Annotated in this window: 12 protein-coding genes, 2 pseudogenes and 1 riboswitch; of the genes and pseudogenes, 6 read left to right on the top strand and 8 right to left on the bottom strand. The window is 72.6% G+C overall.

The window, feature by feature from the left end:
- Positions 1–27: 27 nt before the first annotated feature.
- The gene (locus JNW87_RS25465; RefSeq protein WP_109804057.1) at positions 28–1,446 is read right to left on the bottom strand and encodes a glycine hydroxymethyltransferase; all 1,419 of its coding nucleotides are present in this window, start codon (positions 1,444–1,446) and stop codon (positions 28–30) included.
- A gap of 18 nt (positions 1,447–1,464) precedes the next feature.
- Positions 1,465–1,554, bottom strand: a riboswitch (ZMP/ZTP riboswitch).
- Positions 1,555–1,709: 155 nt separating this feature from the next.
- Between JNW87_RS25465 and JNW87_RS25460 the strand changes: the two are divergent.
- A pseudogene (locus tag JNW87_RS25460) lies at positions 1,710–2,557 on the top strand (metallophosphoesterase family protein); the annotation flags it as partial.
- 48 nt (positions 2,558–2,605) lie between these two features.
- Here the strand turns inward: JNW87_RS25460 and JNW87_RS25455 are convergent.
- The 5 genes from JNW87_RS25455 to JNW87_RS25435 form a co-directional block, all read right to left on the bottom strand.
- Positions 2,606–3,106: a hemerythrin domain-containing protein gene (locus JNW87_RS25455; protein WP_109804059.1), complete on the bottom strand. Its 501-nt coding sequence runs from the start codon at positions 3,104–3,106 to the stop codon at positions 2,606–2,608.
- A gap of 119 nt (positions 3,107–3,225) precedes the next feature.
- The gene (locus tag JNW87_RS25450; protein WP_238454546.1) at positions 3,226–4,707 is read right to left on the bottom strand and encodes a S8 family serine peptidase; all 1,482 of its coding nucleotides are present in this window, start codon (positions 4,705–4,707) and stop codon (positions 3,226–3,228) included.
- Between the two features lie 147 nt (positions 4,708–4,854).
- Positions 4,855–5,547, bottom strand: coding sequence for an NAD(P)H-hydrate dehydratase (locus JNW87_RS25445; protein WP_238454545.1), 693 nt, complete (start codon positions 5,545–5,547; stop codon positions 4,855–4,857).
- The gene (locus JNW87_RS25440) at positions 5,505–5,723 is read right to left on the bottom strand and encodes a hypothetical protein (RefSeq protein ID WP_238454544.1); all 219 of its coding nucleotides are present in this window, start codon (positions 5,721–5,723) and stop codon (positions 5,505–5,507) included. Before JNW87_RS25440 ends, JNW87_RS25445 begins: the two co-directional genes overlap by 43 nt.
- Positions 5,707–6,438 (bottom strand): histidine phosphatase family protein, encoded by a 732-nt coding sequence (locus JNW87_RS25435; protein ID WP_109804062.1) that lies wholly within the window; start codon positions 6,436–6,438, stop codon positions 5,707–5,709. Before JNW87_RS25435 ends, JNW87_RS25440 begins: the two co-directional genes overlap by 17 nt.
- A 138-nt stretch (positions 6,439–6,576) precedes the next feature.
- Here JNW87_RS25435 and JNW87_RS25430 point away from each other — a divergent pair, with 138 nt between their 5' ends.
- The gene (locus JNW87_RS25430; protein ID WP_109804068.1) at positions 6,577–6,807 is read left to right on the top strand and encodes a hypothetical protein; all 231 of its coding nucleotides are present in this window, start codon (positions 6,577–6,579) and stop codon (positions 6,805–6,807) included.
- A 134-nt stretch (positions 6,808–6,941) separates the two neighbouring features.
- A complete protein-coding gene (locus JNW87_RS25425; protein WP_109804063.1) occupies positions 6,942–7,916 on the top strand; it encodes a DNA polymerase domain-containing protein in 975 nt (324 codons plus the stop codon).
- Positions 7,917–8,001: 85 nt separating this feature from the next.
- On the opposite strand, the pseudogene JNW87_RS41685 reads toward JNW87_RS25425, so the two are convergent.
- Positions 8,002–9,041 (bottom strand): annotated as a pseudogene (locus JNW87_RS41685) (P1 family peptidase).
- A gap of 185 nt (positions 9,042–9,226) precedes the next feature.
- Complete coding sequence (locus tag JNW87_RS25415; RefSeq protein WP_109804065.1) at positions 9,227–9,733, bottom strand: Lrp/AsnC family transcriptional regulator; 507 nt, start codon at positions 9,731–9,733, stop codon at positions 9,227–9,229.
- A 72-nt stretch (positions 9,734–9,805) separates the two neighbouring features.
- Here JNW87_RS25415 and pdhA point away from each other — a divergent pair, with 72 nt between their 5' ends.
- From pdhA to JNW87_RS25400, 3 genes are all read left to right on the top strand, one after another.
- A complete protein-coding gene (pdhA, locus tag JNW87_RS25410; protein ID WP_201749854.1) occupies positions 9,806–11,011 on the top strand; it encodes a pyruvate dehydrogenase (acetyl-transferring) E1 component subunit alpha in 1,206 nt (401 codons plus the stop codon).
- The gene (locus tag JNW87_RS25405) at positions 11,011–12,027 is read left to right on the top strand and encodes an alpha-ketoacid dehydrogenase subunit beta (protein WP_109804067.1); all 1,017 of its coding nucleotides are present in this window, start codon (positions 11,011–11,013) and stop codon (positions 12,025–12,027) included. The genes pdhA and JNW87_RS25405 overlap by 1 nt, the downstream gene beginning before the upstream one ends.
- A gap of 76 nt (positions 12,028–12,103) precedes the next feature.
- A partial coding sequence (locus tag JNW87_RS25400; RefSeq protein ID WP_305070466.1) for a biotin/lipoyl-containing protein occupies positions 12,104–12,443 on the top strand: 340 nt, incomplete at its 3' end.

The raw sequence follows: 12,443 nt of genomic DNA, 5'->3' as shown, positions 1-12,443 counted from the left end.
CGGGCGGGGCGTCGGTGGTGCGGGGCGTCAGCCGAGGTGGACGGCGGGGTAGAGGGGGAAGCCGGCCAGCAGGTCGCTGGCCTGCTTGCTGACCTTGTCGGCCAGGGCCGGGTCGAGGACGTACTTGGCCTTGGACTCGCCCGACGTGGTCTGGCTGAGCACGGTGTGGATCAGCTCGGCGGTCTGGTCCATCTCGGCGGTGCCGAGACCGCGGCTGGTCAGCGCCGGGGTGCCGATCCGGATGCCCGAGGTGTACCAGGCGCCGTTCGGGTCCTGCGGGACCGAGTTGCGGTTGGTGACGATGCCCGAGTCGAGCAGCGCCTGCTCGGCCTGCCGGCCGGTGAGGCCGTAGCCGGTGACGTCGATGAGCACCAGGTGGTTGTCGGTGCCGCCGGTGACCAGCTTGGCGCCCCGGCGGGTCAGCCCCTCGGCGAGCGCCTGGGCGTTGTCGACGATCCGCTGGGCGTAGTCGGCGAAGTCGGGGCGGCGGGCCTCGGCCAGGGCGACCGCCTTGGCGGCCATCACGTGCGGCAGCGGACCGCCGAGCACCATCGGGCAGCCCCGGTCGACCTGGTCGGCCAGCTCCGGCCCGCAGAGCACCATGCCGCCCCGCGGGCCGCGCAGCGACTTGTGGGTGGTGGTGGTGACGATGTGCGCGTGCGGCACCGGGTCGAAGTCGCCGGTGAAGACCTTGCCGGCGACCAGCCCCGCGAAGTGCGCCATGTCGACCATGAAGGTCGCGCCCACCGAGTCGGCGATCTCCCGCATGATCCGGAAGTTGACCTTCCGCGGGTACGCGGAGTAGCCGGCCACCAGGATCAGCGGTTTGAACTCGCGGGCCGCCTCGGCCACCTTGTCGTAGTCGACCAGGCCGGTGGCCGGATCGGTGCCGTAGCTGCGCTGGTCGAACATCTTGCCGGAGATGTTCGGCCGGAAGCCGTGGGTGAGGTGACCGCCGGCGTCCAGCGACATGCCCAGCATCCGCTGGTTGCCCAGCTCGCGGCGCAGCGCGAACCAGTCCGCCTCGGTGAGGTCGTTGACCTGGCGTACCTGGGCCTTCTTCAGGGCGGGGGACTCGACGCGATCGGCCAGGATCGCCCAGAACGCGACCAGGTTGGCGTCGATGCCGGAGTGCGGCTGCACGTACGCGTGGGCGGCGCCGAACAGCTCCCGCGCGTGCTCGGCGGCGAGCGCCTCGACCGTGTCGACGTTCTGGCAGCCGGCGTAGAAGCGACGCCCCACGGTGCCCTCGGCGTACTTGTCGCTGAACCAGTTGCCCATGGCCAGCAGGGTGGCCGGAGAGGCGTAGTTCTCGCTCGCGATGAGCTTGAGGGACTCGCGCTGGTCGGCCAGCTCCGCCCCGATGGCGTCGGCCACCCGCGGCTCGACGGCCCGGATCACCTCGAGCGCGCTGCGGAAGGCGGTGGATTCGGCGTTCAGCGACATGCGACCTCCTGGTGACGTGCGGAAGGCCCAGGCGCTCGGCATGCGTCCTCGTGACGGGACCGCTCCCCGATGGTTCTCCATCCCCACGCGCCAGTAACGGCCCGCGCAGATCCTACCGGGTCCGCCGGGGGTGGCCCGGTCCACCTCGGCAACCCGTCGGCGTGGCGCGGCCGGCTCGAGCCAGCCTCGACCGCCGCACCGGTCGCGTCCCCCGTGGGCGCGGCGGCGGACCCTAGGATCGACGGATGGTGGGGGAGGACGACGGGGCGCTGCTCGCCATCAGCGACCTGCACGTCCGGCACGCCGACAACCGCGCCGTCGTCGAGGCGCTGCGCCCGGAGTCGCCGCGGGACTGGCTGCTGGTGGCCGGCGACGTCGGCGACACGGTGGCCCAGGTGGAATGGGCGCTCGACCTGCTCAGCCGGCGCTTCGCCCGGGTGGTCTGGGCCCCGGGCAACCACGAGCTCTGGACGCCGCCGGCGACCCGGTCCAGCTCCGCGGTGTCGCGCGCTACCAGCACCTGGTCGACCTCTGCCGCCGCCTCGGCGTGCTCACCCCGGAGGACCCGTACCCGGTGTGGCGCGGTCCGGGCGGGCCGGCGCTGGTGGCGCCGCTGTTCCTGCTGTACGACCACAGCTGGCGCCCGGACGGCCTGGACACCCCGGAGGCGGCGCTGGCGGAGGCGTACCGGACCGGGGTGGTCTGCACCGACGAGGTCCTGCTGCATCCCGATCCGTACCCGAGCCGGGCGGCCTGGTGCGCGGACCGGGTGGCGACGACGGCGGCCCGGCTCGCCGCGCGGGACCCGGCGCTGCCGACGGTGCTGGTCAACCACTTCCCGCTGGTCCGCGAGCCGACCCGGGTCCTGCGCCATCCGATCTTCGCGCAGTGGTGCGGCACCGAGGCAACCGCCGACTGGCACCGGCGCTTCGCCGCCGCCGCGGTGGTCTACGGCCACCTGCACATTCCCCGGACGACCTGGCACGACGGGGTCCGGTTCGAGGAGGTGTCGGTGGGCTATCCGCGCGAGTGGAAGCAGCGGTCCCGGCCGCCGGGCGTCCTGCGCCGCATCCTGCCCGCCCCGGAGGGGACCCCGCCGACGGCGTGGTGACACAGGTCGGGGCCCGACCGACGGCCGGGCCCGGGGCAGTCGCGTGGGTCAGGCGGTGGCGGCGTCCAGCTGGCTCTTGCGGGCCTTCGGGTCATCCGGGGTGCGCGGGGCATCCTTGCGCATCGCGATCATCCGCTCACCGATCTCCTGGAGCTGGTTGCGGCCGAGCGCCTCCCGCACCTTGGGGAACCACTCCTGCTCCTCCTCCTCGACGTGGTGCTCGACGTTCTCGATCAGCACCGTCGTCTTGGCGACGAAGCGCTCGTCGGAGGCGTCCATGGCGGCCAGCTCCGCACAGAGCAGGTCCGCCACGTGGTGCTCCTCGTACGACTCGAGGATGTCGTCCTCGAGGTCCGGCAGGAGCTTGCGGACCTCCGGATACATCACCTCGTTCTCCAGGTAGGTGTGCACCGTCAGGGCTTCGAGGATCTGGTTCACCAGCTCCTGGCGCCGGCTGGCCGGGCCGTCCTCGGCCTTCTGGAACTCCCGGAAGAGGCGGCGCATCTCCTTGTGGTCCTCTTTGAGCAGCACGATGGCGTCGGTGGACACCGGTACCTCCTTGGGGGTTGGGCTGACGGATGATCCCCTACCCCCGACATGAGCTGCGAAAACGGATGGGGCCCGGCGATGTTCCGCCGGGCCCCACCACAGGTCGTGCTGTGCCGCAGCTACTTCACCGCGTTGTACGCGTCGACCATGCCCGCGCCGTAGAACGAGTTGCGCTCCCCGCCGGAGCAGGTCGCGTTGTAGGCCGTCGGACCGTCCGGGTGCAGCGGCGCCGGGTTGTAGACGCCGTCCGGGCAGGACTGCGCCACCGACGACTGCTCCAGGAACGACGCCAGCTGGCCCGGGGTCATCCCCGGGTGGGCCGACAGCGCCAGCGCCGCGACGCCGGCGGCGTGCGGGCCGGACATCGACGTGCCCTGCTTGTAACCCCAACCGTTGGTCTTCGTGACCGGGTTGAAAGTCGTCGACAGGACCTGGTCGGTGGTGGTCCCCCGGACACCGGCGGTGCGGAACCGGCTGTCACCACCGGGTGCGGTGACGTCGACAACCCCCAGGCCGTACGAGGAGTAGTAGCTCTTCGCACCGGTCGGGCCCACCGCCGAGACGGTCACCACGCCCGGGGCCTCGGCCGGCAGGTCGAGGCAGGCGTTGGTGAGGTTCTCCCGAGCCTCCGGCGTCCCGTCGTCCGGGCTGCCGAAGTCCGAGAGCTTGTGGGCCAGGTCGTAGTTGGAGTTGCCCGCGGACGCCACGTTCAGCACGCCCTTGGACTGCGAGTAGCGGATGGCCCGCTGCACGGCCTGCCACACCGGACGCTGGCGCGCGTCGTTGCGGCAGTTCAGCTCCCACGGGTCGATGTAGTAGCTGTTGTTGGTCAGCTGCATCCCGTGGGTGGCGGCCCACATGAACCCGCAGACCGCAGCCTCCGGGTAGATGAAGCCGCCGTCGTTGACCACCTTGACGGCGGCGACCTTGACGCCCGGCGCGATGCCGGTCACGCCGACGCCGTTGACGGCGGCGGCGATGGTGCCGGCTACGTGGGTGCCGTGGTCGCTGGTGGTCGGGTTCCACGCCGTCTCGGAGGTGTCGACGACACCGCCGAGGCAGGACGTGCTCTTGTCCTTGGCGATCTGGGTCGCCAGGTCCGGGTGGGTGCTCGAGATGCCGCTGTCCAGCACGCCGACGACGACGTTCGAGCTACCGGCGTTGACCGCGTGGGCCTGCGGGACGTGGATCATGTCCATGTCCCACTGCTGACCGTAGAGCGGCTCCTTGGTCGGGTCGCCGGTGGCGCTGGCGACATCGGCCGCGGAGACCTCGACGGTCTCACCCTCGTCGAGGGCGGTGCCCAGGCCGGCGGTGGACGCGACCGAGTCGACGCCCGCGCCCGCCACCTGGGTGGCGAAGTCCGGGTTGGTCGACCGGACGACGAGCACGCCGATCTGGTCGTAGTTGGCCACCACGGTGCCCTTGGCGGCCGCCACCCGGGCGGCCGCCTTCTCGGTGTTGGCGCTGCGGGGCGAGGACCAGGAACGTGGTGTCCGGTCCGGCGCCGCCGCCGGTGCCAGCCCGCCGGTGACGGCGAGACCGACGCCGAGCGTCACGGCGGACGCGGCGGCCAGTGTCTTGCGACGGAGGTTCTTCACACAGACTCCCAGGGGGCCGTTCCGGCCGGGTCGCACTCCCTGGCGGGGAGCGGACCGGCGGGAAGCGGGCCGGCTGCCCGCTTCCGAGAGTTCAGCGTAGGGAGATGGTGTGTTGTTACACACACCCGAACGGACGAACAACAACCGTCAGACGGTGGCCAACGTTTGGGGGATCTCGTCGAGCAGCTCACGGGCGAGGAAGCCGATCCGGCCGTAGCGGGGGGCCAGCCGTTGGCCGCTGACCGCGTGCGCGAACGCGGCCCAGCAGGCGGCCTGCGCCGGTTGCGCGCCGCGGGAGAGCAGGCCGGCGAGCAGCCCCGCGCGTACGTCGCCGCTGCCCGACGTGCCCAGCCCGGCGTCGCCGCTCTCCTCCCGCCAGCCCCGCCCGTCCGGGGTGGCGATGTGCCCGTACAGGGAGACCACCGTGTCGTAGCGGCGGGCCACCTCGGCCGCCTCGGCGTCCAGGTCGTCGCCGAGGTCCCGGTCGAGCAGGTGTTGGGCCTCGGTGAGGTTCGGGGTGAGCACCACCGGACGGCCCGAGCCGACCAGCAGGTCCGGCGCGTGGCTGAGCGCGCCGAGGGCGTACGCGTCGAACACCAGGGGCGTCTCCGGCCCGGCGGCGCCCAGCACCAGGTCCAGCAGCCCGCGGGTGGCGTCGATGTCCTTGAGGCCGGGGCCGACGGCCACCACGTCGGCGTCGGCCACGAGGTCGGCCAGGAGGCCGCCGGGACCGCCCGCGACCGCCCCGTCGGAGGTCTCGGGCAACCCCACCACCAGCGCCTCCGGCACCTGGATGCTCAACGCGGTGGCGGTGGACTCGGCCGTGGCCAGTTGGAGCACGCCGGCGCGGCGCGCAACGCCGCCACCCCGGCCAGCAGCACCGCGCCGGGAGTGAACCGGGAGCCGCCGACGACGAGCACCCTGCCCCGGTGCTCCTTGCCGCCGGTCGGCACCGGCAGCGCCCAGTCCCGCAGCAGCGCGGGGGTGATGACCGGAGTGTCAGACCGGTTCGGCATGGACCTCGTCCTCCCTGGTCGGCCGCGCGCCCTGCCGATGCAGGTGGGCGACCTCGTTGAACCCGTCCGGGACCAGCCGGCCGTCGGCGCCCGCCGACCAGCCGGTCACCGAGCAGTTGGCGATGACGTGCTCCCGGGTGAGCGCCATCAGCTCCGCCTCGGTGAGCCCCTCCACCAGGTAGCGCAGCAGGAAGACCAGCGCGTCGTGGCCGAACAGCAGCACCCGGCGGTCCGGGTGGTCGCGGCGCAGGTCGCCGAGGAGGGTACGCAGCCGCAGCGCCACGTCCGTCCACGACTCGCCGCCGGGCGGGCGGTAGTAGAACTTGCCCAGCCGGGTCCGGCGGTCCGCCTCGGCCGGGAACCGCTGGCGCACGCCGTACGGGGTCAGGCCGTCGAGGATGCCCAGTTCCCGGTCGCGCAGCCGCTCGTCCCGGTTGACCGGGATCCCGGTGCCGGCCAGCGCCAGCTCGGCGGTCCGCACCGCCCGCAGGTACGGCGACACCACCGCCACGTCGGGACGGCGTGCCTCGGGCAGGCCGGCGAGCCAGCGACCGGTGGCGCGGGCCTGCTCTTCCCCGGTGGTCGACAGCGGCACGTCCGCGTCCCGGTGGGTCAGGTCGATCAGCTCGGCCCCGGAGGCCTCCGCCTGGGTGGCCGCGACGTTCGCCGTGCTCTCGCCGTGCCGCACGATCCAGAGCGTTGCCAGTTCCGCCATGCGGCCTCCGGTACCCGGGCCCCCGCCCGGGTAACCGCACCGGTCGCCGGTCGGCCTGCGGGTGCGTGAACGTTCGGCGGGCGGGTAAGCGCTGGCTCCACGCGAAGCCGAGACATGGGGAGGTACGCCGTGGCGACGATGATCAGCGAGAAGGTCAGTGTGGTCAAGGACAAGAACTACGACCTGATCCACACCATCCAGCTCTCGCTGGAACACGTCTGGCGAATGGAGACGTACATCGCCGACGCCGAGGAACGGGGTGACAGCGAACTGGCCACCTGGTTCCGCAAGATGCAGGAGAACAACCGCAAGGCCGCCGACCAGGGCAAGAAGATGCTCATGGAGCGGATGCAGAAGGAAAACGGCTAGACCGGACGTACGGCGACCGGCGGGCGGGTGTGCCCGCCGGTCGCCGCGAAATGTCGGCGGGTCCGCCCGCCGGCGTCCTGCTCGTCGCCTGACAAGTCCCCCGGCGGGTGGACCGGCGTCGTACGGTGTGAGGCGTGGCGACCACGGCGGCCGAGGAGATCCGGGTGGGGGAGCGGCTGGTCCGCGTCTCCAGCCCCGACAAGCCGTACTTCCCGGAGCGCGGACTGACCAAGCTGGACGTGATCCAGTATTTCCTCGCCGTCGGCGACGGCATTCTGCGCGCGCTTCGGGACCGTCCGACCATGCTGGAGCGCTGGCCCCGCGGCGTCTTCGAGGGGGCGAAGATCGCCACCCGGCAGACCAACCGGGGTGACGCCTTCTACCAGAAGCGGCTGCCGGCCGGCGCGCCCGACTGGGTGCGGACCGCGCACCTCACCTTCCCCAGCGGGCGGACCGCGGACGAGGTGGCCCCGACCGAGCTGGCGGTGGTGATCTGGGCGGCGAATCTCGGCACTCTCCGGTTCCATCCGTGGCCGGTCTCGGCGGCCGACGTGGAACATCCCGACCAGCTCCGCATCGACCTCGACCCGATGCCGGGCGTCGACTTCGCGCAGGTGGTCCCGGTCGCGCACGAGGTGCGGGCGTTCCTCGACGAGCTGGGGCTGGTCGGCTACCCGAAGACCACCGGCGGGCGCGGCCTGCACGTCTACCTGTCGATCGAGCCGCGCTGGAGCTTCGGCGAGTGCCGGCGGGCGGTGTTGGCGCTGGGCCGCGAGATGCAGCGCCGGCTGCCCGACCTGGTCACCACCACCTGGTGGCGGGAGCAGCGGGACCGGCCGGTCTTCGTGGACTACAACCAGATGGCCCGGGACCACACCGTGACCTCGGCGTACTCGATCCGGCCCACGCCGGCGGCGCTGGTCTCCGCGCCGCTGGACTGGTCGGAGCTGGACGACGCGCGGCCCGAGGACTTCGACGTGCTCAGCATGCCGGGCCGGTTCGCGGAGCGGGGTGATCCGCACGCCGGCCTGGACGAGCGCCGCTTCTCCCTGGCGCCGCTGCTGGAGCTGGCCGACCGGGAGGGCGTGGCGGCCCCGCCGGAGCGCTGACGCCCGGGCCGTGTCTCAGGCCCTGGTTCGCCGCCGGCCTCGTGGATGAGGCCTCCGAGCACCGTTCAGGTGCCCATACCCCGGCTCAGGCCTGCGCCGCCAGCCGGCCGGCCGCCGACAACCGCTCGATCACCGCCCGGTGCGGAACGGCGCAACTGGTGTTACCACGCCCACTGGTGGTGGTGGCGGTGAAGAGCGAGTTGAGTAGCGCTTCCTCGACCGCGTCCATGACGGCGGTGAAGACTGGGTTGATCTCCCCGTCGGGGATTGGTGGCTGGTCCGGCTGTGCCGTGCTGAACGCGATCGCGTAGTCGCCGCTGGCGTTGCTGTAGGACGCCCCGACCCGGCCCATGGCGAAGACCGCCCGTCGGGCGAGCCGCCCGAGCTGTCGCGCGTCCAGGGGCGCGTCGGTGGCCACCACGATCATGCATGAGTTGCCGGGTGGTTCGGTCCGGTCGGCGTCCGGGATCAGCTCATCGACCGGCAGCGGGACTCCGAGGGCGGTCAGGACTCCGCCGAAGTTGGACTGGACGAGGGCGCCGACGGTCGCCGGGCGGTCGGCCACCCGTACGGCCCTGGACGAGGTGCCGATGCCGGCCTTGAAGCCCAGGGCCGTGGTGCCGGTGCCGGCCCCGACGCAGCCCTCCGCCGGCGGTTCGCCGGATGCCCGGGTGATGGCGGCGAGCACGTGTTCTTCGGTGATCGGGCGACGGCGGATGTCCGAGAGATGCCCGTCGTTGGTTTCTCCTACCAGTGGGTTGAACGACAGGTCGCCGGCCGGCGGTCCATCAGGTACCCCAGCAGCGCGTCCGCAGCCCGGAACACGGACAGCGTGCCGGTCAGGAGGACGGGTGACTCCAGTACGCCGAGTTCGTCCACCTGGGTCGAGCCGACGAGTTTCCCGTGGCCGTTGCCGGAGTACACGGCGGCCGGCAGGGTCCACCGTCCGGGGCCGAGTTGGCTCGGTACGACGGCGGTGACACCGGTGTGCAGGTCGGCGCCGTCGTCGATGGTGGTGTGCCCGACCAGGATCCCCGCGACATCGGTGATCGCGTTGTGCCGCCCGGTGGACAGCGGGCCCACGACGACCCCGAGGTCGCGGGCACGGCAGCGCTGCTCATTCATGGTGCTCCTGTCGTTGTTTCAGTCCGGCGGTGCTGGGATCGTTGCGGAATCTGGCCGGTCGAGTGTGGTGTTATCCGCACGACGAGGACCACGACAACATCCAGGGTGGGGTCGCGCTCATCGCGGACGCTTGAGGTCAAACCCCACTTCTGCTCCACGCGCCGCCATCGCACCCGAGGTGCCGCCTACTCCCAGGGGCTCTGCGTGCCGTCGAACTCCTCGAAGACCAGCCAGGTGCGCGTCGACAGCACCCCGGCGATGCTCTGCACCCGCTCCAGCACCACGTCCCGCAGCGTGGCGTTGTCCGGCGCCCGGACCAGCGCGAGCACGTCGTGCTCGCCGCTGAGCAGGGCGACGTGTTCGACGTAGCGGACCTGGGCCAGCTCGGCGGAGACCTCCCGCCAGGTGTTCTGCTCGATGGTCAGCGCGATGTACGCCGACGTGCCCAGCCCGGCCGGCTCCGGCGCGACCTGGGCCCGGAACCCGGTGAGCACGCCGTCCCGCAGCAGGCGCTCCACCCGGGCGTACGCGTTCGTCCGCGAGACGTGCACCCGTTCGGCCAGGGTACGGATGGACAGCCGCCCGTCCCGGACCAGCTCGTCCAGGATTCGCCGGTCGACCTCGTCGAGCGGCCCGGCCGAACGTCCCGTTCCGCCCGCCTCGCCCGGTGCCGGGGTGGTCTCCTGGCTCATGAATCGCTCCTCGGCTCACCATTCGTCCCACGTTCACCGGGGATCTTGAGTCAATCATCCAACAGCAGGAGCATAGGGCCACCACACGTCCAGGAGGTCCCCGCCGTGACGACCACACCCCAGGCGGTCCGCAGGGCATCCCCGCGCACCCGCCGGCCGGCCACCCCGGCCGCACCCGACCCGACGGCCGGCCTGCTGCCGACGGCCGAGCCGGTCCGACTGCTGAACCCGGACGGCACCCCGCTGCCGCCTCGCGCCGACTACCCCGAGCCGTCGGTCGAGGCGCTGCGCGAGATGTACCGCCGGATGGTCGTCGGCCGCCGCTTCGACGTCCAGGCCACCGCCCTGACCAAGCAGGGCCGGCTCGCCGTCTACCCGTCCTCCCGGGGACAGGAGGCCTGCCAGGTCGGCGGGGTGCTCGCCGTCCGCGACACCGACTGGGTCTTCCCCACCTACCGCGAGTCGATGGCACTGACCGCCCGGGGCATCGACCCGGTCGAGGTGCTCACCCTGCTGCGCGGCGACTGGCACTGCGGCTACGACCCGACGCGGGTGCACACCGCGCCGCAGTGCACCCCGCTGGCGACCCAGTGCGTGCACGCCGCCGGGCTCGCCTACGGCGAGTCCTACCAGGGCCGGGACACCGTCGCGCTGGCCTTCATCGGCGACGGCGCGACCAGCGAGGGCGACTTCCACGAGGGGGTCAACTTCGCCGCCGTGTTCAAGGCCCCGGTCGTCTACTTCGTGCAGAACAACAAGTACGCGATCAGCGTCCCGCTGTCCCGGCAGACCGCCGCGCCGAGCCTGGCGTACAAGGGCGTCGGCTACGGCGTGCCCAGCGAGCAGGTCGACGGCAACGACCCGGTGGCCGTGCTCGCCGTGCTCACCCGCGCGGTCGAGCACGCCCGCTCCGGCCGAGGGCCGTTCCTGGTGGAGGCGCACACCTACCGGATGGAGGCGCACACCAACGCCGACGACGCCAGCCGGTACCGGGACCCCGACGAGGTCGAGGCGTGGCGCGACCGGGACCCGGTGGCCCGCCTGGAGACCTACCTGCGGGCCCGCGGCGTGCTCGACGACGCCGCCGTCGACGCGATCGCCGAGGAGGCCGAGGCGTACGCCGCGGACCTGCGCGAGCGGATGAACGCCCAGCCCACCGTCGACCCGCTCAGCCTCTTCGAGCACGTCTACGCCGAGCCGACCCCGCAGCTGGTCGAGCAGCGCGAGCAGGTCCGCGCCGAGCTGGCCGCCGCCCGCGACTCAGAGGGGGACGCCTGATGGCCACCATGACCATGGCGAAGGCGCTCAACGCCGCGCTCGCCGACGCGATGCTCGACGACGACCGGGTGGTCGTCTTCGGCGAGGACGTCGGGCAGCTCGGCGGCGTCTTCCGGATCACCGACGGGCTCCAGGCCCGCTTCGGCGACAAGCGCTGCTTCGACACCCCGCTCGCCGAGGCCGGCATCGTCGGCTTCGCCGTCGGCCTGGCCATGTCCGGGCTGCGCCCGGTGGTCGAGATGCAGTTCGACGCGTTCGCGTACCCGGCGTTCGAGCAGATCGCCTCGCACGTGGCGAAGCTGCGCAACCGCACCCGTGGCGCGCTCAGCGTGCCGATCGTGATCCGGGTGCCGTACGCCGGCGGCATCGGCGGGGTCGAGCACCACTGCGACTCCTCCGAGGCGTACTACGCGCACACCCCCGGCCTGAAGGTGGTCACCCCGGCCACCGTCGAGGACGCGTACTCGCTGCTGCGCACGGCGATCGACGACCCGGACCCGGTCGTCTTCATGGAGCCGAAGAAGCTCTACTTCTCCAGCGCCGAGGCGGAACTGCCGGCGCGCACCGCGCCGTTCGGCACGGCCGTCGTACGCCGGGCCGGCACCGACGCCACCCTGGTGGCGTACGGGCCGGCGGTGCCGGTCGCGCTGGAGGCCGCCGAGGCCGCCCGCGAGGAGGGCTGGGACCTGGAGGTCGTCGACGTCCGCACCATCGTGCCGTTCGACGACGCCACGGTCACCGCCTCGGTACGGAAGACCGGCCGCTGCGTGGTGATCCAGGAGGCGCAGGGCTTCGCCGGGGTCGGCGCGGAGATCGCCGCCCGGGTGCAGGAGCGCTGCTTCCACGCCCTGCACGCCCCGGTGCTGCGGGTGTCCGGCCTGGACATCCCGTACCCGGCCCCGATGCTGGAGCACACCCACCTGCCCTCGGTGGACCGGGTGCTGGACACCGTGGCCCGGCTCCAGTGGGACGACCAGCCCGACCCGCGCTGGCTGCCGCAGGGGAGCGTCGCATGAGCGAGCGTAGCGAGCGAATCATCAGGCACAGCCCGGACGAGGCTCATGCGGATACCGACCGACGGGAGGAATCCGCATGACCACCGTCGAGCGGACGCAGGTCTTCCTCCTGCCCGACCTGGGCGAGGGGCTGAGCGAGGCCGAGATCGTCGAGTGGCGGGTGGCCGTCGGCGACGTGGTGACGGTGGACCAGAGCGTGGTCGAGGTGGAGACCGCCAAGGCGGTCGTGGACGTGCCCTGCCCGTTCGCCGGTCGGGTCGTCGCGCTGCACGGCGCGGCGGGTGAGGTACGCCCGGTCGGCCAGCCGCTGATCACCATCGCGCCGCTGGACGGCGCCGGCCCGGACGGCCGGGAGCCCGCCGGGCACGCCACCTACCGCGAGGAGGAGCGGGCCGGCTCCGGCAACGTGCTGATCG

It is taken from the genome of Micromonospora sp. ATA51 (assembly GCF_016802855.1).
Classification (GTDB): Bacteria; Actinomycetota; Actinomycetes; order Mycobacteriales; family Micromonosporaceae; genus Micromonospora; species Micromonospora sicca.
Note: the sequence above shows the minus strand (reverse complement) of the source record. Positions and strands in the feature narration are given on the sequence as shown.